Annotated in this window: 21 protein-coding genes; 7 read left to right on the top strand and 14 right to left on the bottom strand. The window is 67.9% G+C overall.

Features of this window, described 5'->3' with window-relative positions; translation table 11 throughout:
- Positions 1-60: 60 nt before the first annotated feature.
- From purL to AC4ELS_RS05645, 3 genes are read left to right on the top strand one after another with little or no spacing between them, the layout of a single operon-like run.
- Entirely contained in the window at positions 61-2,331 is a 2,271-nt protein-coding gene (purL, locus tag AC4ELS_RS05655) for a phosphoribosylformylglycinamidine synthase subunit PurL (protein ID WP_499046350.1), read from the top strand.
- Positions 2,328-4,055 (top strand): alpha/beta hydrolase, encoded by a 1,728-nt coding sequence (locus tag AC4ELS_RS05650; RefSeq protein WP_499046284.1) that lies wholly within the window; start codon positions 2,328-2,330, stop codon positions 4,053-4,055. The genes purL and AC4ELS_RS05650 overlap by 4 nt, the downstream gene beginning before the upstream one ends.
- Complete coding sequence (locus tag AC4ELS_RS05645) at positions 4,055-4,705, top strand: Rv0804 family intramembrane glutamic endopeptidase (protein ID WP_499046281.1); 651 nt, start codon at positions 4,055-4,057, stop codon at positions 4,703-4,705. Before AC4ELS_RS05650 ends, AC4ELS_RS05645 begins: the two co-directional genes overlap by 1 nt.
- On the opposite strand, the gene AC4ELS_RS05640 is transcribed toward AC4ELS_RS05645, so the two are convergent.
- Positions 4,626-5,891, bottom strand: coding sequence for a hypothetical protein (locus AC4ELS_RS05640; protein WP_499046279.1), 1,266 nt, complete (start codon positions 5,889-5,891; stop codon positions 4,626-4,628). The genes AC4ELS_RS05645 and AC4ELS_RS05640 overlap by 80 nt on opposite strands.
- Before the next feature lie 62 nt (positions 5,892-5,953).
- Positions 5,954-7,159 carry an MCE family protein gene (locus tag AC4ELS_RS05635; RefSeq protein ID WP_064884764.1) on the bottom strand — a complete coding sequence of 402 codons (1,206 nt, stop codon included), beginning with the start codon at positions 7,157-7,159 and terminating at the stop codon, positions 5,954-5,956.
- A gap of 18 nt (positions 7,160-7,177) precedes the next feature.
- On the opposite strand from AC4ELS_RS05635, the gene AC4ELS_RS05630 reads away from it, so the two are divergent.
- Entirely contained in the window at positions 7,178-7,564 is a 387-nt protein-coding gene (locus AC4ELS_RS05630; protein WP_064884766.1) for a sterol carrier family protein, read from the top strand.
- On the opposite strand, the gene AC4ELS_RS05625 is transcribed toward AC4ELS_RS05630, so the two are convergent.
- A complete protein-coding gene (locus tag AC4ELS_RS05625) occupies positions 7,565-8,917 on the bottom strand; it encodes a DoxX family protein (protein ID WP_499046276.1) in 1,353 nt (450 codons plus the stop codon).
- Between the two features lie 211 nt (positions 8,918-9,128).
- On the opposite strand from AC4ELS_RS05625, the gene purF reads away from it, so the two are divergent.
- Both purF and purM read left to right on the top strand, forming a co-directional pair.
- Positions 9,129-10,673, top strand: a complete 1,545-nt coding sequence (purF, locus tag AC4ELS_RS05620) for an amidophosphoribosyltransferase (protein ID WP_448447494.1) — start codon at positions 9,129-9,131, stop codon at positions 10,671-10,673.
- Between the two features lie 130 nt (positions 10,674-10,803).
- Positions 10,804-11,895, top strand: coding sequence for a phosphoribosylformylglycinamidine cyclo-ligase (gene purM, locus AC4ELS_RS05615; RefSeq protein ID WP_064884772.1), 1,092 nt, complete (start codon positions 10,804-10,806; stop codon positions 11,893-11,895).
- 82 nt (positions 11,896-11,977) lie between these two features.
- Here purM and AC4ELS_RS05610 read toward each other — a convergent pair whose 3' ends face one another.
- Both AC4ELS_RS05610 and ygfZ read right to left on the bottom strand, forming a co-directional pair.
- Positions 11,978-12,151, bottom strand: a complete 174-nt coding sequence (locus AC4ELS_RS05610) for a DUF3073 domain-containing protein (RefSeq protein ID WP_082449106.1) — start codon at positions 12,149-12,151, stop codon at positions 11,978-11,980.
- Positions 12,152-12,414: 263 nt separating this feature from the next.
- On the bottom strand, positions 12,415-13,509 hold the full coding sequence (gene ygfZ, locus AC4ELS_RS05605) for a CAF17-like 4Fe-4S cluster assembly/insertion protein YgfZ (RefSeq protein WP_499046274.1): 1,095 nt from the start codon (positions 13,507-13,509) through the stop codon (positions 12,415-12,417).
- Positions 13,510-13,575: 66 nt separating this feature from the next.
- On the opposite strand from ygfZ, the gene AC4ELS_RS05600 reads away from it, so the two are divergent.
- Complete coding sequence (locus AC4ELS_RS05600) at positions 13,576-14,454, top strand: aminodeoxychorismate lyase (RefSeq protein WP_499046271.1); 879 nt, start codon at positions 13,576-13,578, stop codon at positions 14,452-14,454.
- Between the two features lie 247 nt (positions 14,455-14,701).
- Here AC4ELS_RS05600 and AC4ELS_RS05595 read toward each other — a convergent pair whose 3' ends face one another.
- The 9 genes from AC4ELS_RS05595 to lmeA all read right to left on the bottom strand — a co-directional run bounded on the left by AC4ELS_RS05595 (position 14,702) and on the right by lmeA (position 19,539).
- Positions 14,702-15,145 carry a hypothetical protein gene (locus AC4ELS_RS05595; RefSeq protein WP_499046268.1) on the bottom strand — a complete coding sequence of 148 codons (444 nt, stop codon included), beginning with the start codon at positions 15,143-15,145 and terminating at the stop codon, positions 14,702-14,704.
- A gap of 82 nt (positions 15,146-15,227) precedes the next feature.
- The gene (locus AC4ELS_RS05590; protein ID WP_055117705.1) at positions 15,228-15,476 is read right to left on the bottom strand and encodes a hypothetical protein; all 249 of its coding nucleotides are present in this window, start codon (positions 15,474-15,476) and stop codon (positions 15,228-15,230) included.
- Positions 15,476-16,159 (bottom strand): heme-binding beta-barrel domain-containing protein, encoded by a 684-nt coding sequence (locus AC4ELS_RS05585; RefSeq protein ID WP_499046266.1) that lies wholly within the window; start codon positions 16,157-16,159, stop codon positions 15,476-15,478. Before AC4ELS_RS05585 ends, AC4ELS_RS05590 begins: the two co-directional genes overlap by 1 nt.
- A gap of 263 nt (positions 16,160-16,422) precedes the next feature.
- A complete protein-coding gene (locus tag AC4ELS_RS05580; protein ID WP_003884652.1) occupies positions 16,423-16,725 on the bottom strand; it encodes a DUF1416 domain-containing protein in 303 nt (100 codons plus the stop codon).
- Between the two features lies 1 nt (position 16,726).
- The gene (locus tag AC4ELS_RS05575) at positions 16,727-17,563 is read right to left on the bottom strand and encodes a sulfurtransferase (protein WP_064884784.1); all 837 of its coding nucleotides are present in this window, start codon (positions 17,561-17,563) and stop codon (positions 16,727-16,729) included.
- 48 nt (positions 17,564-17,611) lie between these two features.
- Entirely contained in the window at positions 17,612-18,094 is a 483-nt protein-coding gene (locus AC4ELS_RS05570) for a DUF4395 domain-containing protein (protein ID WP_499046263.1), read from the bottom strand.
- A gap of 91 nt (positions 18,095-18,185) precedes the next feature.
- Entirely contained in the window at positions 18,186-18,275 is a 90-nt protein-coding gene (locus tag AC4ELS_RS05565; protein WP_350222965.1) for an Ms5788A family Cys-rich leader peptide, read from the bottom strand.
- 29 nt (positions 18,276-18,304) lie between these two features.
- Entirely contained in the window at positions 18,305-18,727 is a 423-nt protein-coding gene (locus AC4ELS_RS05560; RefSeq protein WP_064958897.1) for a thioredoxin family protein, read from the bottom strand.
- The gene (gene lmeA / locus AC4ELS_RS05555) at positions 18,724-19,539 is read right to left on the bottom strand and encodes a mannan chain length control protein LmeA (RefSeq protein WP_064884790.1); all 816 of its coding nucleotides are present in this window, start codon (positions 19,537-19,539) and stop codon (positions 18,724-18,726) included. The genes AC4ELS_RS05560 and lmeA overlap by 4 nt, the downstream gene beginning before the upstream one ends.
- Positions 19,540-19,675 lie beyond the last annotated feature (136 nt).

Raw genomic sequence — 19,675 nt, 5'->3', positions numbered from 1 at the left:
CGGACGTGCGCGAGCGGCAACGATAGACTCTTGGGCGTGACGTCTGAGCTCACCCACGCTATCGACACGGTGCAGCGGGCAGCCGCCACCCCTGATCAGCCCCAGCCGTACCGCGAACTCGGCCTCAAGGACGACGAGTACGAGCGAATCCGCGAGATCCTGGGTCGCCGCCCCACTGATGCCGAGCTGGCCATGTACTCGGTGATGTGGAGCGAACACTGCTCCTACAAGTCCTCCAAGGTGCACCTCCGCTACTTCGGCGAGACCACCACCGACGAGATGCGCGCCGGCATGCTGGCCGGGATCGGCGAGAACGCCGGCGTCGTCGACATCGGCGACGGCTGGGCGGTCACCTTCAAGGTCGAATCGCACAACCACCCGTCCTACGTCGAGCCCTACCAGGGCGCGGCGACCGGCGTGGGCGGCATCGTCCGCGACATCATGGCGATGGGCGCCCGGCCGGTGGCAGTCATGGATCAGCTGCGCTTCGGCGCGGCCGACGCACCCGACACCCGCCGCGTGCTCGACGGCGTGGTCCGCGGGGTCGGCGGCTACGGCAACTCGCTGGGCCTGCCGAACATCGGCGGCGAGACGATCTTCGACCCCTCCTACGCGGGCAATCCGCTGGTCAACGCGCTGTGCGTCGGTGCGCTGCGCAAGGAAGACCTACACCTGGCGTTCGCCTCGGGTACCGGCAACAAAATCATCCTGTTCGGTGCGCGCACCGGCCTGGACGGCATCGGCGGTGTCTCGGTGCTGGCGTCGGACACCTTCTCGGGTGACGAATCCGGCGCGGGCCGCAAGAAGCTGCCGAGCGTGCAGGTGGGCGACCCGTTCACCGAGAAGGTACTCATCGAGTGTTGCCTTGAGCTGTACTCGGCCGGCCTGGTGGTCGGCATCCAGGACCTCGGCGGAGCCGGACTGTCCTGTGCCACATCCGAACTCGCTTCTGCCGGCGATGGCGGCATGCGCATCGAGCTGGACCAGGTGCCGCTGCGGGCCAAGGACATGACCCCGGCCGAGGTGCTCTCCAGCGAGTCGCAGGAACGCATGTGTGCGGTGGTGACGCCGGAGAACGTCGAGGCGTTCATGGCCGTCTGCCGCAAATGGGACGTGTTGGCCACGGTGATCGGCGAGGTCACCGACGGGGACCGGCTGGAGATCACCTGGCACGGTGACATCGTGGTGGACGTCCCGCCTCGCACCGTGGCCCACGAAGGCCCCGTCTACCAGCGGCCGGTGGCGCGCCCCGACACCCAGGACGCCCTCGTCGCAAACACCTCGGCCAACCTGCCGCGGCCCAAGACCGGCGACGAGCTCAAGGCCACCCTGCTGGCACTGATCGGCAGTCCGCACCTGTGCAGCCGGGCGTTCATCACCGAGCAGTACGACCGCTACGTCCGCGGCAACACCGTGCTGGCCGAGCATGCCGACGGTGGCGTGCTGCGCATCGACGAGACCACCGGCCGCGGCATCGCGGTCTCCACCGACGCGTCGGGCCGCTACACCCAGCTCGATCCGTACACCGGCGCGCAGTTGGCGCTGGCCGAGGCCTACCGCAACGTCGCGGTCACCGGGGCCACCCCGGTCGCGGTGACCAACTGCCTCAACTTCGGGTCCCCCGAGGACCCGGGGGTGATGTGGCAGTTCAGCCAGGCCGTCCGAGGGCTGGCCGATGGCTGTGCGGCTCTTGGCATTCCGGTCACGGGTGGCAACGTCAGCTTCTACAACCAGACCGGCTCGACCGCGATCCTGCCGACCCCGGTGGTCGGCGTGCTCGGCGTGATCGACGACGTGAAGCGACGCATCCCCACCGGCCTGGGGACCGAACCGGGTGAGACGCTGCTGCTGCTCGGAGACACCCACGACGAGTTCGACGGGTCGGTCTGGGCGCAGGTCACTGCCGACCATCTGGGCGGGGTCCCGCCGAAGGTGGACCTGGCCCGCGAGAAGCTGCTCGCCGAGGTGCTGACCGCGGCCTCGCGCGACGGACTGATCTCGGCCGCCCACGATCTATCCGAGGGTGGGCTGATCCAGGCCGTGGTCGAGGCTGCGCTGGCCGGTGAAACCGGTTGCCGGGTAATCCTTCCGGAAGGCGCCGATCCATTTGTCACCCTGTTCTCCGAGTCCGCCGGCCGGGTCCTGGTGGCCGTGCCCCGCACCGAGGAGAGCCGGTTCCGGTCGATGTGTGAGGCCAGGGACCTGCCGGTGACCCGGATCGGCGTGGTGGACCAGGGAAGCGATTCGATCGAGGTCCAAGGACAGTTCAGTATTTCGCTCGCGGAGCTACGGAGCACGTCGGAGGGCGTGCTGCCCGGGCTGTTCGGGTGACGGGGGAAACCCTCGACGAACGTCATCCCCTGCTGCGCTGGGCCTGGAGCCTGGTGCGACTGGACTTCACCGGCATCGCCGTCGGAGCCCTGTTCTTCTGTCTCTCGCTGACCCCGTCGCTGCTGCCGCGCGACTGGCTGTTCGCCGGGTTGATCGGCGGCATCAACGCAGCGATCGGCTACGGCATCGGGGTCTTGCTGGGAAAAGCGCTGTACCGCTTCGTGTTACGGCGCAGGGCGTGGTGGCCCCCGGGTAAGCGGGTGCTGCTGGGCCTCAAGGTGGTTGTCGTCGCCGGGGCGATCACGGCATCGATCCTGATGCTGATTCCCGCCGCGGCCTGGCAACGGCAGGTCTCGGCGCTGATGGGCATGGAAGGTCCGGCCACGGCGGGCTATCTGCGGACCCTGATAATCGCGGTCGCGGTGGCGGCAGGTTTGATCGCCACGGCGCGGATGCTGCGCGACTTCGTGCGACTGCTGGCCAAGGTGTTCATCCGCCGCTGGCATCTGCACCGGGAGGTGGCCCAGTTCATCGGTACCGCCATCGTGGTGGTGCTGGTGGTCACGTTGGTCAACGGTGTGCTCTACCGCGGATTCCTGGCCGGGGCCAGTCGGGTGTTCCAGCCGCAGAACTCCACCACCCGTGAAGGCGTCAGCCAACCTTCCGAACCCGAAAGGTCGGGCAGCCCAGCGTCATTCGCAGCCTGGGATTCTCTGGGATTCCAGGGCCGCAACTTCGTCGCGACCGGACCGCGTGCGGCCGAGCTCGAAAAACTCAACGGTGCGCCCGCCCGCGAACCCATCCGGGTGTACGCCGGCCTGCATACGGCGGACTCCGACGATCAGCGGATCGCGGTGTTGCTCAGCGAACTTGAGCGCACCCACGCCTTCGACCGCAAGCTACTGGTGATCGTCCCGACCACCGGCACCGGCTGGGTCAACCCAACGGCCGCCCGTGCGCTGGAGCTGATGTACAACGGGGACACCGCGATGGTCGGCATGCAGTATTCCTATCTGCCGAGCTGGATCTCGTTCATGGGCGACCGCGAGAAGTCGATGAACAACGGCCGGTTGATGATCGACGCGATCCACGCCCGTTGGGAACAACTGCCCCCCGACCACCGTCCCAAGCTGGTGCTCTACGGGGAGAGTCTGGGATCCATGGCCGGGCAGGGCGCGTTCAGCTGGTTGCCCGACATCTCCAGGATGGGCTTCTCCTCGGTGCTGTGGGTCGGCCCGCCCAACGCGAGCCCGCTGTGGCGCGGTCTGACCGTGCGCCGTGACCCGGGCACCCCGCAGGTGCGTCCGCGCTACGACAACGGCCGCACCGTCCGGTTCTCCGAGGCCGCCGACGCCGCCGAGATCGCCGCCGACGCCGCCGAACCGTGGGAGGGGACCAGGGTCCTGTTCCTGCAACACCCCTCCGACCCGATCATCTGGTGGTCGACGGATCTGCTGTTCTCCGAACCGGATTGGCTCGTCGAACCGCCAGGGACGGACCGCACCGCCTCGATGCGCTGGTACCCGATCATCACGTTCTGGCAGGTGGCCGCCGACATCACCAACGCCTCCAGCGTGCCCAACGGACACGGGCACAACTATGGCGAATCGGTACTCGACGGCTGGGCTGCGGTGGCCGCACCGGACGGCTGGACGCACGACGACACCGAACGCATCCGGCTGGCACTGGAGAAGACCGAAGCCGACAACGGACCCGAATACTGATGGCAGCGAACCGGGTTCGCGCCGTGACGCTGGCGGCCGGCCTGGTGGCGTGGAACGGTCTGGTCGATCCGAGGCTGCCGGCCCGGTGGCAACCGCTGGTGCGCGCGGTCCTCGGCAGTGCGTTGATGTTCGGAACCGGGGCCCGGCCGGGGTTACGGCCACCGGCGTTGTGGTCGGGTGTGCGCCTGGGCGCGGCGGCCGCGACCGCGGTGAGCGCCGGTGTGGCCGCGACCTCGGCGGTGCCGATCGTCCGCACCGGCATGCGCGAAAAGACCCTGCCTGCAGCGCCCGGCAGCTGGTTGCTGCTGCGGATCCCGCTCGGGACCGTCTGGCCGGAGGAGGCCGCCTTCCGCGCCGCACTCGGCAAGGTCGCTGCCGAAGCGTTCGGCCCCGCCGGCGGTCAGGTGCTGCAGGCGACCGCGTTCGGACTGTCTCATATCGCCGACGCGCGCGCCGCAGCCCAGCCCGTGATTCCGACCGTGCTGGTCACCGGGGTCGCCGGATGGGTGTTCGGCCGGCTGGCGCAGCGGTCGGCGAGCCTGGCCGCGCCGATGCTGGCACACCTGGCGATCAATGAGGCGGGCGCGCTGGCTGCACTGGCCTGCCGAGCCGTGCCAACAGCGCTGCCACCGCGAGGATCGCGGCCGTGACGATCAGGGGCCACAAGGTGGGCATCGAGAAGTCGGTGACCCGCAGCGGGATCAACACCACACAGACCGCCACCACGGCCAGGATCAACCGCGGCGCCTGCTGTGCCGCAGCCGAACCAGCCACACGCGAATTGGCCTCGGCGACAAGCACATAGACGGCCACCAGGAGCAGCGCGGGAACCACCACCGGCAGCCTGCCGACGTAATCCTGGAACCGGGAGAAGGTCACGGCCAGAACGCACATCACCGCGGGCACCAGGAGTGCCACCTCCGGGCCGGACCCGAACAGCCGTCCCGCGACCCGGGTGGCCGCCCACATCAGGGCCAGCAACGCAGCCGAGCCCAGGCACAATGCCCCGGTGGTGAACCAGTAGAAACCGGCATCGGCGAAGAACTGGGAGTTGATCAGTGAGAGATTCACGGCGGTGCTGTGGAACCCGCCGGTCGCGCCGATGTTGGCGGCCGCCAGTAGGACCACTGCGCCCAGCGCCGTAACGCCCACCGCGGTGCCCACCGGCCGCGCCACCGACTCCAGACGACCACTCACCACGGTCGCCGCTTCGAAACCGACCAGGCCGAGGCCGAGCGGGATGGCCGCCGCCGTGGCCAGCAGGACCGAATCGACGTGGGAGCTCCCCATCATCATCGGCGGTGTACCCGCTGCCACCCGGGCCATGATCGCCAGCGCCAGGTAGACGAAGATCAGCAGGCCCACGCCGGCCAGGGCGGCAGCCGTCGCAGCCACCGCCCGGGTGGGCAGGTAGGCCACCACCGCACCCGCGATCACCACCACGGCCACCGACCAGCCGGGCCACCACCAGCCGGCCAGCGCGGTCTCCAGGTCCGGTGCGCCGGTCAGCGGCTGCAGTGCGAGAGTCAGGGCGGCGCCGACGCCCAGAAGCGCATACGCGGCCAGTTGGACGAGGCTGGTGAACCGCCCCGCCGCCGGACCCACGGTGGCCGCGACCAGATCACCCGTCGACACCGCCTGCGGCGCGTACCGGTGCAGGCGGGCGAACGCGACGACCAATACCGCCGCGATCGCCGCGGCGCACAGGCCGGCGACCCCGTTGAAGATCGCAGCGCCGATCGGTGCGAGGGACAGTCCGACGGCACGCCACGCGGGCAGAGCGGGCGGCCAGGTCGCGGGCGGTTCGGGGCTCGCCGGTACTGCGCGTTTAGGCATCCGCACTGCCGTTCACAAAATCCCCTCTCACCCGAATCCCCTGGATCAAGATCGTAAGGCCGTCACGGATTGATCGTGGGCTCACCGATCTGACGGCCCCAGACGTAGTCGACAAAGATCGGTGAGCCCAGCTCGACATGGTTGTACGGCGCAATCGACAAACCGGTGTCCATCACCAGATACGGCGCAGGCCACAGGTCGGCCGTGATTGGCTTCCAACAGCCCGGCTTGCCCTCGGGCCCGCCCTTGGCGTTCACCCGCGGCAGATTGTCCGGATACACGTAGGTGTTGCCGACGCCGATGCTCGACAAGGTTCCCGTGCTCTCGAAGGAGTATCCGTTGTCGCCGCCGAACGTCGCATAGAAGGCGGGCGCCACGTCGTGGTAGTTGCGGATGGTGCAGAACAGTTGCCCCTGGTACTTGTCGAACAGCTTCGACGTCGGGATCAGGTCCTGCGCGCCGCGTTGCAGATACGGACCGCCGCGCTCGAGGATGTCCGAACCGGTTCCGGCGAAGCCGATCGCCGCGACCAGCGCGGCATCGAGGTTGCCGCGCTGGGAGTTGAAGGTGGCAGCGCTACGCGCCGCGTCGCCCAGGCCGTCGAACAGATCGGGACCGGCCGCCGCATAGCGTTCGCCGAGGTCGGCCAGTGCGGTGATGTCGTGGCGCAGCGCGGGCATGCGCGGGTTCAGATCGTCGAGGATGGTGTTGCCGTCGGCCAGAGACTGGCCGAAGGCGCTGCCCAGCCCACTCAACGCCTGGGCCGTGGCAGACAAGGTCTGGTTCAGTTTGATCGGGTCGACCTGTTCGGTGATCGCGGTGATCGTCTCGAACAACGTGTTGAACTCGGTGGTGACCGCCGTGACGTCGAGTGGGGTCGAGATCGAAACCCGTTGCGGGCTGGGATGTTCCGGAGAGGTGAAGGCCACGTATTTGTTGCCGAACACCGTGGTCGCCTGGATCGAGGTCTGTACGTTGGCCGGGAGTAGGTCCAGGTATTTCGGGTTGATGTCGAGATGCACCAGAGCCCGGACCGGGTCGGAGTCGGCGTCCACCGAGCCCACCCGCCCGATCGGAACACCGTTGAAGGTCACCTTCGAACCCGGATCGAGCACCAGGCCCGCGCGTGAGGCCAGCAGTGTCAGTGGGGCCCTGGGCTCGAAGGCGCCCCGGAACTGCGCCACGATCAACCCCAGTAGCAGCGCGATGATCACCAGAAACACGGCACCGGCCAAGCGGTACGGCGGATTTCGGTGATCGGCAGACATTTTGCGAGACTCTATGGCATGGCCGCGCGAGGCAATGTCGATCCGCAAAAGACCAGGGCGGCGGTCGCCGCCGTGGCCGACTGGCTGCGCGCACCCACTCACCCGGAGCCCGCCCGCACCGAACTGGCCGAGGCGGTCAGGTTGACCGCTCGCACCCTGGCCGCGATGGCGCCGGGTGCCAGCGTCGAGGTCCGGGTACCGCCCTTCGTGGCGGTGCAGTGCATCGAAGGGCCGCGGCACACCCGCGGCAATCCGCCCAACGTCGTGGAAACCGACCCGCGGACCTGGCTGCTGCTGGCCACCGGACTGCTCGATCTCGATGCAGCCGGATCCGCCGTGCAGATGTCAGGTTCGCGGGCCGGTGAAGTGGCCCGATGGTTGCCCGTGGTGCCGCTGGGGGCCTGATCACCGGAAGTAGGGATACTCCTGCACCCAGTGAAAGCCCCGATTACGCAGCGTGAACTGGTCGAGATCCAGGCGATCCAGCCATATCGTGACGTCGCGACCGGACAACGTGCCGGTCAGCTGCAGCTGGTCCGGAGTCGGACGGGATGCGGTGAGTGTGGCCAGGGCCGTGCCGTCCGGTCCCGACACGGTGAGGTTGTGCCCGTCGACCTTGACCGGTGCGTCCACCAATTCGCCGCTCATGCGCTGATAGGTCACGACCTCGGGCAGGTCGAAAACGACTCGCTGCCAACGGTACTGGTCGGTGGTCAGCGGCGGTGCCGTCCTGTCGTCGACGTCGAACCGGCTCACCGTCCAGATCCCGTACAACTCGGGTTTGGCGCGCCCGCCGCCGTACTCGCTCCAGCTCTGCCATCCGGTCAGGACACAGCCGGCCACCATCCAGATGCCGAGTACGGCCTGGACCCGTGTCGCGATGGTGTTGGCCCTGGCACCGGCGAACAGTTCGGGTTGCACGGCCGGTTCCGTGTTGCGCTGCAGCACCAGGAAGTCGGCCAGCCGCCGGTACTGCGGCGCCAGCAGCACCAGGCCCATCAACATGAGATGCCCGGACAGGATCTTGACCGGCACGTCGAACGTCATGTTCAGCAGGAACACCTGGACCATGCTGGCCAGGGCCAGCAGCGCGCCCAGCGTCGCGGTTCGGGGCACGAACAGCAGCAAGCCGGCCAGAACCTCGACCGCACCCAGTGCCATCTCGTACGGATAGGAGCTGCCCACCTGCAGCCACAGCACCGAGGCCGGGCTGAACTCGCCGTACGGGCGTAGCAACGCCGCCAGCGGTGGAGCCGGCATCTGCGTCGGGATGAGCTTGGCGAATCCGTAGAACAACATCTGACCGGCCACGCACAACCGCACAAACGTCAGGAACCACACCCACAACCTCGAGTAGTCCTGCCGCTGCCGGTCCACCCACGACCACACCGCGGTGCCGACCACCGAGAAGACGAGCAGGCAGAAGATCATCACCCAGATCGCGGCCTGGTCCCCGCTGCCCGAGTCCTGATGCAGCACCGCCTCGAGGCCGACGACATGACGGCCGACCCAGGTCACCACCGGGCCCAGGACGGTAATCTGCCACATCACCGCCCGGTCCGGCAGCCAGTGGCCCACGATCCCAAGGAAGGCGAAGGTGATCTGCGCGAACAACAAACAGAACAGGCCGAAGTACAGGAAGCAGAACCGGAATGCGATCTTCGTCACCTCCGGCCAGGGTTGCGGCTGAGCCGGGTCGTCGGAATCGAGGGGATCGGTTGCCGGCCTGTCGGAGAGTTGACGCGTCACGAAATCCATCCTTGCCGTTGGCATGTAGTGGGTCGATGGGGTTAACCCGACGGTTCCGGCTACGGCTGATCACACCCTGGCGAACGGGTGGGGGAATGGCGACGGTGGCGCCGGTTGTTGCAAAAGCCGGTGCCAGACCGGCCATTCGATTCTTTTGTTGGCCCGCCTGGACCGTAGACTCGGTTATGTCACCAACCGCCGCCCCGGGAGCAGCCCTATCGTGACTGGTCAGCAACTCGACGAAAACGAACCGCGCGAAGAGTGCGGTGTATTCGGAGTCTGGGCTCCCGGCGAGGACGTCGCCAAGCTCACCTACTACGGCTTGTACGCGCTGCAGCACCGTGGCCAGGAAGCTGCGGGCATCGCGGTGTCCGACGGCTCACAGATCCTGGTGTTCAAAGATCTCGGGCTGGTCAGCCAGGTGTTCGACGAGCAGACCCTGGCCGCGATGCCGGGCCACGTCGCCGTCGGGCACTGCCGGTACTCCACCACCGGCTCCACCACGTGGGAGAACGCCCAGCCGGTGTTCCGCAACACGGCCGCCGGAACCGGCGTCGCACTCGGCCACAACGGCAACCTGGTCAACACCGCCGAACTGGCCACAAGGGCCCGCGCCGCCGGACTGATCGACATGACGATCCGGGGGAGCGCCACCGCTCCAGCGACAACGGACTCCGACATCCTGGGTGCGCTGCTGGCCCACGGCGCCGCCGATGCGACCCTGGAGCAGGCCGCCCTCGAGCTGCTGCCCACGGTGCGCGGCGCCTTCTGCCTGACCTTCATGGACGAGAACACCCTCTACGCCGCCCGCGACCCGCACGGTGTGCGGCCGCTGGCGCTGGGCCGCCTCGACCGGGGTTGGGTCGTGGCCTCCGAGACCGCCGCCCTCGACATCGTCGGCGCCTCCTTCGTCCGCGACATCGAACCCGGTGAACTGCTGGCCATCGACGCCGACGGGGTGCGCTCCACCCGGTTCGCCAACCCTGAACCCAAGGGCTGCGTCTTCGAGTACGTCTACCTGGCCCGCCCCGACAGCACCCTGGTGGGCCGCTCGGTGCACGCCACGCGCGTCGACATCGGCCGGCGGCTGGCCCGCGAGCACCCGATCGATGCCGACCTGGTGATCGGCGTCCCGGAGTCGGGAACGCCCGCGGCGGTCGGGTACGCACAGGAATCTGGCATCCCGTTCGGGCAGGGCCTGATGAAGAACGCCTACGTGGGGCGCACGTTCATCCAGCCCTCACAGACCATCCGGCAGCTGGGTATCCGGCTCAAGCTCAACCCGCTGCGGGAGGTGATCCGCGGTAAGCGGCTCATCGTCGTCGACGATTCCATCGTGCGCGGCAACACCCAGCGCGCACTGGTTCGCATGCTGCGGGAGGCCGGCGCGCTGGAGGTTCACGTCCGGATCGCGTCGCCCCCGGTGCGATGGCCCTGCTTCTACGGCATCGACTTCGCCACCCCGGCCGAGCTGATCGCCAACGCGGCGTCGGCCGAACACGAGGGCGAGATGCTGGAGGCGGTGCGGCACGCGATCGGCGCCGACAGCCTGGGCTACATCTCTCAGCAGGGCATGATCGCGGCCACCGAACAGCCCGCCACCCGGTTGTGTTCGGCCTGTTTCGACGGGAACTATCCGATCGAGCTGCCCGGCGAGACAGCACTGGGCAAGAACGTCGTCGAGCACATGCTGGCCACCGCAGCCCGCACCGGCGTCCCGCTGCAGCCCGACAACGACAACGCTTCGGCACTCAGGCGTCCTTGACGTCTCCGACATCGTGGCGTCCTTGACGTCTCCGACATCGTGGCGTCCCTGACGGCGCCACCTCCTTGAGGGGTCCTTAACGCCTCCTGCGCTGTACCCCCGCAACAGCGGGGCGGTAGCCTTGCTTGCGATGACTAAGGGCGCCGAACAGCACGGCATCGCCGAACACAGCAACATTTCCTACGCTTCGGCCGGAGTGGACATCGAAGCCGGTGACCGCGCCGTCGAACTCTTCAAACCCCTCGCCGCGAAGGCGACCCGTCCGGAGGTCAGGGGTGGCCTGGGCGGCTTTGCCGGGTTGTTCGCCCTGCGGGGCGGATACCGCGAGCCGGTGCTGGCTGCCTCGACCGACGGGGTGGGCACCAAGCTCGCCGTCGCGCAGGCCATGGACAAGCACGACACCGTCGGGCTGGACCTGGTCGCCATGGTGGTCGACGACCTCGTGGTGTGCGGCGCCGAGCCGTTGTTCCTCCAGGACTACATCGCCGTTGGTCGCACCGTGCCGGAGCGCGTCAGCGCGATCGTGTCCGGTATCGCCGAAGGCTGTGTCCAGGCCGGCTGCGCCCTGCTGGGCGGTGAGACAGCCGAACATCCCGGCCTGATGGAACCCGACCACTACGACATCTCCGCGACGGGCGTCGGCGTCGTCGAGGCCGACAACGTGCTCGGGCCCGACCGTGTCCGCCCCGGCGACGTGATCATCGCCATGCGCTCCAGCGGACTGCACTCCAACGGCTACTCCCTGGCCCGCAAGGTGCTGCTCGAGATCGACCGGATGAACCTTGCCGGCCACGTCGAGGAGTTCGGTCGCACGCTCGGAGAGGAGCTGCTGGAGCCGACGCGCATCTACGCCAAGGACTGTCTGGCGCTGGCCGCCGAGACTCAGGTGCGCACGTTCTGCCACGTCACCGGTGGCGGCCTGGCGGGCAACCTGGAGCGCGTGGTGCCGCACGGGCTGACCGCGGAACTGGATCGCGGCACATGGACGCCGGCCCCGGTGTTCCAGATGATCGCCCAGCGCGGACGCATCGAGCGTGCCGAGATGGAGAAGACGTTCAACATGGGTGTCGGGATGGTCGCGGTCGTGGCCCCTGAGGACACCGATCGCGCGCTGGCCATTCTGACCGCACGTCACCTGGACTGCTGGACGCTGGGAACCGTGAAGAAGGGCGGCAAGGACAGTGTGCGCGCCCAACTGGTTGGACAGCATCCGCGGTTCTAGGCATTAGACAAGGTCGCGCTGATAAGCGACATGCGCTGTCAGCGCGACCTGTGTCTAGGTTCTACAACGGAGTGTCGACGGCTCAGCGCCGCCAGTCATCCTCGCCCGACCAGTCTTCGGCGTCGTCATTGGCGTCACCGGAATCGGGAGATCCCGACAGCTCACGTTGGAGCTGACTGAAGTCGGTATTCGGCGAGCTGTACTTCAGGTCACGTGCAACCTTGGTCTGCTTTGCCTTCGCCCGGCCGCGGCCCATGGGGGACCCCCTCGCGCAATAACGGAGCGGCCCAATAGCTAGGCGGCTCCGATCTGTGTGTCTTTATTGTCCTGCCAACACTTTACCGTGCCCGTCCGAGAAGTGCTGTCAGGCCCTGCCTCACATCGAGTGGCCGGGGCCCGGCTGCCCTGCGTCGTTGCACAGTTGGGCGACCGTCACCAGGTTCGCCGAAGGGGCGATGAGACGGTCGTCACGTCGTCGTTGACCGGGTGAGTTTACGTGCTGGTGAGCAGTTTCACGGCTTAACGGCCTCGGAGTCGGTCGACTGCCGCGCGGCCGGCTCCGGCGGTGGCGTCGGCCTCCGGCATCGAATCGGGGTCGATCACGGCCGGTGCCTGGGCCTGCTCCCCGACGACCAGCTCGATATCGACCGGTATTCCCCGCTTGACCAGGGCCAATGCGATCGGGCCCTCGTCGGCGTGCTCGACGACCGTGCCGACGCGACCGACGTTGCGGCCGCCCGCGGTCACCGCATCGCCGGTGACCGGGCGGTCCGTGGAACCGTCGAGGTGCAGGATCACCAGCATCCGGGGCGGTTTGCCCAGGTTGTGCACGCGGGCGACGGTCTCCTGACCGCGGTAGCAGCCCTTGTCCAGGTGCACGGCCCCGACGCCGGGCCCGCCGATCCAACCGACCTCGTGGGGGATGGTCCGCTCGTCGGTGTCGACGCCCAGCCGCGGTCGTGCGGCCGCCACCCGGTGCGCCTCATAGGCCCACACCCCGGCCGGTCGGACCCCGGCATCAGCGAGCCGCCGGGTGTAGTCCGCGATCGACTCGTGTGGCACCACCAGGTCCAGTTCGATGCCGGGTGCGGGCAACCGGCGCAGGAAACCGCCGCCGGGCAGTGCCACCGCGGTCGACTCCTGCGGCAGCTCCTCGACACCCACGGCCTTGAGCACCTTCTCGTCGGCCAACCCCGGCCCCAGCAGTGACAACACCGCCAGGTCGGCCGGCTCGATCTGCACGTCGGCCCAGAACACCATCTTGCGCAGGTAGGCCAGCAGCGGCTCGCCCCGCCACGGCTCGGTGTCCACATAGGTGGTCCCCGCGAGCTCGGTCTGGATCCAGTGATCTTCGACACGGCCCTGCAGGTCCAGGCTCAGGTTCTCGGTGACCGCACCGTCCGGCGATGCGCTGACGTGCTGGCTGGAGATGCTGTGCAGCCACGTCTGCCGGTCCTTGCCGGTCAGTGTGAGGACCGCCCGGTGCGAGCGGTCCACCAGGACCGCGGCGCTTGCCGCTGCGCGCTGTTCACCGAGCGGATCACCGTAATGCCAGACGGCGCCGGCGTCGGGACCTGCCTCGGGCGCCGGAACCGCTGACGGTAGTGCAGTCATAGCCCAACTGTACGTTTGTCGCTCTTCGCCCAAGCTGCTCGCACGCGCAAACTACGCTGGGGCCCCATGGCGAGCCCACCAGCCGTGCTGGTCACCCTTGACGGGCAGATCCACGACCCCAACGCCCCGCTGCTGTACGCCGACGACCTGGCCGCGGTGCGCGGCGACGGGGTCTTCGAGACGCTGCTGGTGCGTGACGGCAGGCCCTGCCTCCTTGAGCCGCACCTGGCCCGCCTGGCCCAATCCGCCAAGATGTTGGATCTGCCCGTGCCTGACCTGGATGCCTGGCGGGCGGCGGTGGCGCTGGGGACCGAGTGCTGGATCGCCGACCACGACGACGACGGCGTGCTGCGCCTGGTGTACAGCCGAGGGCGCGAAAGCGGTGGCCCCACGACTGCGTTCGTCACCATTGGCGCCCTGGCCGACCGGGTGGCCGGCGTGCGGCGCGACGGCTTGGCGGCGATCACCCTGGACCGAGGGTTGCCGCTGGGTGCCGGTGACATGCCATGGCTGGCCGCGGGTGCCAAGACCCTGTCCTACGCGGTGAACATGGCCGCGCTGCGGCACGCCGAACGCCAGGGCGCCGGCGACGTGATCTTCGTGAGCTCCGACGGCTACCTGCTGGAAGGTCCGCGGTCGACCGTTGTCATCGCGACCGAGGAGAACGATGGTCAGCCTCTGCTGCTCACCCCGCCGCCCTGGTATCCGATCCTGCGTGGCACCACCCAGCAGGCACTGTTCGAGGTAGCCCGCAACAAGGGTTACGACTGCGACTTCCGTTCCCTCAAGCCTGCGGACCTGCTTACCGCACAAGGGGTTTGGCTGATTTCCAGCATCACCCTGGCAGCTCGGGTGCACACCCTGGACGGCCGACGGCTGCCCGATGCGCCACTGGCGGCCGACATCTCCGGCCTGGTGGACGCGGCGATCCTCAGTGACCGCTGAGCCGCGCGTAAATCGCTTGTCGGCGTGAGCGGACGGGGGTAGCTTCGTGATCACACAGGGAAGGAGGTGGTCCGAGAAATTGAGTGACTTATGGACATGTGAGGTGGCTGCCCGCTAGCAGCGCCGGGGATACTGCCTGCGCGCGCTGGCGAATTCCCCGCAGCCACCCGGCCCCCGAGCCCCTCGGTCTGTCCAACCAGGTACCAAGGCTCGGGGGCCGCCCCATATCTGGGGTCGGCTGAAACCGTTACTGCGGTGGCGGGTGTGGTGCCAGTGACTGGCAGGACTGCATCGCGTCCTCCCACTGCGCCTGATCGACTCCGGGTGGTGCCGGCGGCGTCGCACCCGCACCGGACGGCGGGCTGTCTGACCCACCCGGAGGCGGACCGTCCGGGTGGTGACCGGGTCCGCCCGGATGCTCAGGTCCGCCGGGTGCACCGGGTGCGCCCTCGGGAGGCGCGGGAATCCCGTGCTCCTGCATGCACTGTCCGAAGGCATCCGGGGTGACCGACGCCGACGGCTGCCCCGACGATGACATGGGTGCCTGCATCGTCGACTGCGCGGCCTGCGTCGGGGAATCCGTCGACTCGTCGGAGGAGCACGCGGCCGCCGAACCGATAACCGCGAGCGCGGCCAGGCCCGAAAACGCGGTTCGCACAAAGGTTTGTCTCATCACGGCGCTCTGTCTCATGCGATGACCGTATGAGACCCCGCTGAGCGCGGATTAATCGCCGGCTATGTGTCCGCTGTGCGGCGGGCAGGTACCGCGAGAACTAGCTCGGACCGGGAGCCAGCGTGGAACACGCCTTGACGGCCTGCTGCCAGGTCTGTTGGTCGACACCGGCCGGAGGCCCGGCGACCGGGCCGGGCGCGACGGGCACGCCGTGTTCGGACAGGCAGTGCGCGTAGTTGCCGTGCTCGGCAGGCGGCTCGGTGGGAGCCGGTTGCGGCCCCTCCGACGAACACGCTCCGAGAATCGCTGCCGCGGCAAGCAGACCTGCCGCGATGATCGGCCGGCGCATCAGCCGACGTACCGGGACAGTCGGGCCGACAGGTGCGGCACCAGGCCGCCGTCGGCGTCTACACGTTCCTCCACGTAGCCCAAATCTCCGCCTTCGACGATGCCGTACAACCGTTTGGCGCCCCCCACCAGCAACCCGGACTTGCTGCGGGCCAGTGCATCGGTGACCAGCTCCCAGGACGCCTGGGTGAGGGGTTTGCCGTAGAAAAGCTCGACATAGCCGGCCGAATGGGCCAGCAGCAGTTCGATGGCCTGCGACTCGTCCCGGCCGGCGGGATCCTCGGGATCGGTCACGAATCGCCAATAGCCGGTCTCACGCAGGCCGGGGGAGTCGTATTCGCCCGATTCGTTCAGTCGCCACGACCGGGAATCCCAGTTCAGGTAGTCACCGCCGTCATGGGAAACGATGATCTGCTGGCCGAACCGGTAGTCGCCATGGGTGTCGCGGCCTTCGCCTTCGCCGCGCCAGACGCCGACCAACGGCAACAGTGCCAGCAGCGCATCGTTGAGTCCGACGCCGTCGCGCAGATTGGCGGTATCGGCGGGAACCGGGAGGCCATCGAAGACCGGAATGTTTCGGGAGGCCGTGGCCTTGGCCCGTTCAGCGGCGGCCGCTATGGCTCGGTCACCTGAGCCTCGCTCAGGGACGGAGGCCTCGGCTGGAATGTCTCGGTCGGAGGTCACGACTCGTCGGTGACGAGGCGGTACAGCGCGTACAACGCGAACCACGTGATCACCACGACGGCCGCGACGAGCATTATCTCGAAGAAGAGCACCACGGGAGTGAGTCTAGTTCCTTGTCGAAGGTGTCGGCGCCCCGGGTCGGGACGCCCCTATACACGCCGAACGTGAGCTTGCGTGTCAGATTCGTGCGAATCCTCGTACACAAGCTCACGTTCGACTGGAGGAAGGACTAGGCCGAGCTGGATGGCCTAGCTCCTTCGTCGCTAGGCAACCTTGACGTCGACCTCGTGGATGCCGGCGCCGGTCGGGGCCACGCTGGCGTCGCCGTTGCCCGCGGGGGACAGGGCGCGCAGCGTCCAGGTACCGGGAGCGGCGAAGAACCGGAAATCACCGGTTGCCGAGGCCACGACCTCAGCGGTGAACTCGTCGCTGGAGTCCAGCAGACGCACGAAGGCGCCACCGACCGCCTGGCCGGAGCCGTCCACCACGCGACCGGTGATGACGGTTTCCTTCTCCAGGTCGACGCCGGCGGGCAACGTCAGTCCTTGCTTAGGTGCAGAGCACATATCAACTTCCCAACTCGATCGGGGCGCCCACCAGGGAGCCGTATTCCGTCCAACTGCCGTCGTAGTTCTTGACGTTCTGGTGTCCCAGCAGCTCCTGCAGCACGAACCAGGTGTGCGAGGAACGCTCACCGATCCGGCAGTAGGCGATGGTCTCCTTGTCTCCGTCGAGGCCCGCCGCGGCGTACAGCTGCGCCAGGTCCTCGTCGGACTTGAAGGTGCCGTCCTCGTTGGCTGCCTTGCTCCACGGAACGTTGATGGCGCCGGGGATATGCCCGGGGCGCTGGCTCTGCTCCTGCGGCAGGTGTGCCGGGGCCAGGATCTTGCCGGAGAACTCGTCGGGGGAGCGCACGTCGACCAGGTTCTTCTCGCCGATTGCGGCGATGACCTCGTCGCGGAAGGCGCGGATGTTGTTGTCGGGTGCCTTGGCCGAGTACGACGTCGCCGGGCGGCTGACGGCATCGGTGACAAGCGGGCGGCCGTCGAGCTGCCAGCGCTTGCGGCCGCCGTCGAGCAGCTTCACGTCGTTGTGGCCGTACAGCTTGAAGTACCAGTAGGCGTAGGCCGCGAACCAGTTGTTGTTGCCGCCGTACAGGACCACCGTGTCGTCGTTGCCGATGCCCTTGTCGGACAACAGCTTCGAGAACTGCTGCTGGTCGACGAAGTCACGCTTGACGGCGTCCTGCAGGTCGTCCTTCCAGTCCAGCTTGACGGCGCCGGGGATGTGGCCCTCGTCGTCGTAGGCGCTGGTGTTCTCGTCGACCTCGACGAACACCACGCCGGCGGTATCGAGATTGTTCCCGGCCCATTCGGTCGAGACCAGGACGTCGGAACGTGCCATGTAACGAATTCCTTTCGGTTGCTTGCTATTTGATATGTCTGTTGGGTGTCATGCGGGATTGGGGACGCGGCGCAGCCGAGCCACCAGGGGATAGATCTGGCAACCCAGGCAGATGCCGAAGGCGGCGTTGAGGAAGGCCGCCACCAACGCGAACGCGGTGGCGGTCAGGCCGAGCGCGGTGATGCCGAAGGCGAACCCCACGGTCCCGGCGACGGCGAAAACGAACCCGACCAACTGGGCGAACTTCAGTGGCGCAACCGGCTCACGTTCGGCGACCGGTGCCAGGCGCGGCGCGATGAACGTGGCGAACAGCCGGCCGTAGGGATGCTTGCGTGGGCCGCCGGCCGCGCCGATCGCGAACACCACCGCCTGCGCGCCCAGCAGCACCGCGGCCGCGGGCTCACTCACCCCGGCGACCAGCAGCGTGCCGATCAGGACCGCGGTGGTGACCCAGGCCGCGAACCGCGGCCCCCGCACGTCCACCTGAGCAGGCTGAACACCGGTGATGGGGCGGGTGGATGTCGAAGACATGTGAAAGAACTCCTGTTGTTGTCGAAGGCCCGGTTGTGTGCAGGCTCAGGGCACAAGGCCCGAGCGGGCGCGCGAAAGCGCGCGGCTGCGCTCAACAGCAACAACAACAGCAGCAACCCGCGACGCGGCACAGATCGACTGCGCGGCGCTTGGTGAGCACAAGCTCAAGGCGGGCTGACACGACCGACAGCTTACCCAATAACCGCCGGGTCAGGCCAACAGTGGCTCCAGCGCCGAGCGCAGGTCAGCGGCCTTGGGGACCCCGCTAGTACGGTATCGGGGCCGCCCGTCCCGGTCGAAGATGATGGTCGTGGGCAAGGACAGGACCGAAAGCCGCCTGGCGGCTTCGGGATTGGTGTCCATGTCGATTTCGACGTGAGCAACCTCGGGCAGCTCGGCGCACACCTGGTCGACGACGCGTCGTACCCCGGCGCAGGGCCCGCACCATTCGGCTGTGAAGTGCAGCACCGTCGGGCCGGTGTCGGACAAGCCCAGGTCGCTGGTGTCGACGTCGGCGGCTTCCTTGCCCGCCCTGATCAGGCCGGCGCGCAGCGTGATGAGGCGACCGATCACATAAGCCACCCCGAGCGCGGCGATCAGCACTACGATCGCCAGCACCAACGAAGAGCTCATGACTGTCTGAACCCCGCCAGGTCGATGGTTACTCCCGACGCGATGCCCTCGATGATCACGTCGGATCCCCGGGCACCCGCAGTGGTCGGGGCGATCCCGAACGGCAGCTTCTGCCCGGTGATGGTGTGGCTGAACTCGGCCAGCACCGCCGCGGTCTTCTCGTCGGGTACCGGTTCGTCGGCGGTTCCCGGGCCGGTCAGGATCCCGGTCGCGGTCAGCACCAGGGTGGTGTCGTCCCGGTCGGCGAAGGACAGGTCCACCGAGACGCTGACCCGTTTGTCGAGTCCCGAGCCCTTGGGGGTCCCGGTGAACACCAGCCCCTGACTGCTGGAGATGCCGGACTCGGTGGTGCCCCCGGTGGCGTCGTTGGTCTCCCGCGACGGAGCCTCCACCAGCAGATCGTCAATGCCCATGAACCGGCCGATGTGTGTGGAGTCGATGATGATGCGGCTCTCGGCCTTGTTGACGGGCAGTTTCGCGTCCGGCGGGATCAACCACGACGAGCCGCTGATATCGATGCCGTGCAGGGTGGCCTCGAGCGAGGCTTTGCCGACCACCGGGTGGTCGACGCCGGCGGCACGGATCTCGATCTCTCTGTAACGGTCGTTGCGGACCTGGGTGAGGAACGGGAAACCGAGGATGGCGACCCATGGATCCCAGCTGAGGTCGGCCGCGCTGCGAACGTTGCGGGCCAGTCGGTACTCGGCGTAGATCGCCGAACCGAAATCCGTGCCGACGACGCCGACGACAAGCGCGGTCACGGTCGCGGTGAGCCCGATCAGCAGTTTGCGCACCGGCACATTGTCGCCCACGGCTGTCTGGTCTAAGCGCTTGGCGCGGCTGATCAGCAGGTGAGGCGTTATCGTTAGATCGCAAAAGGCCGGTAACGGCTACATGTCAGTCATGAATCCGACCGTGTGGACATCGGGGTCCGGGCGATCGTGGGAA

It is taken from the genome of Mycobacterium shunyiense (genome assembly GCF_058270035.1).
The sequence above is the reverse complement of the archived record's forward strand: the minus strand, read 5'-3'. Positions and strand labels throughout refer to the sequence as shown.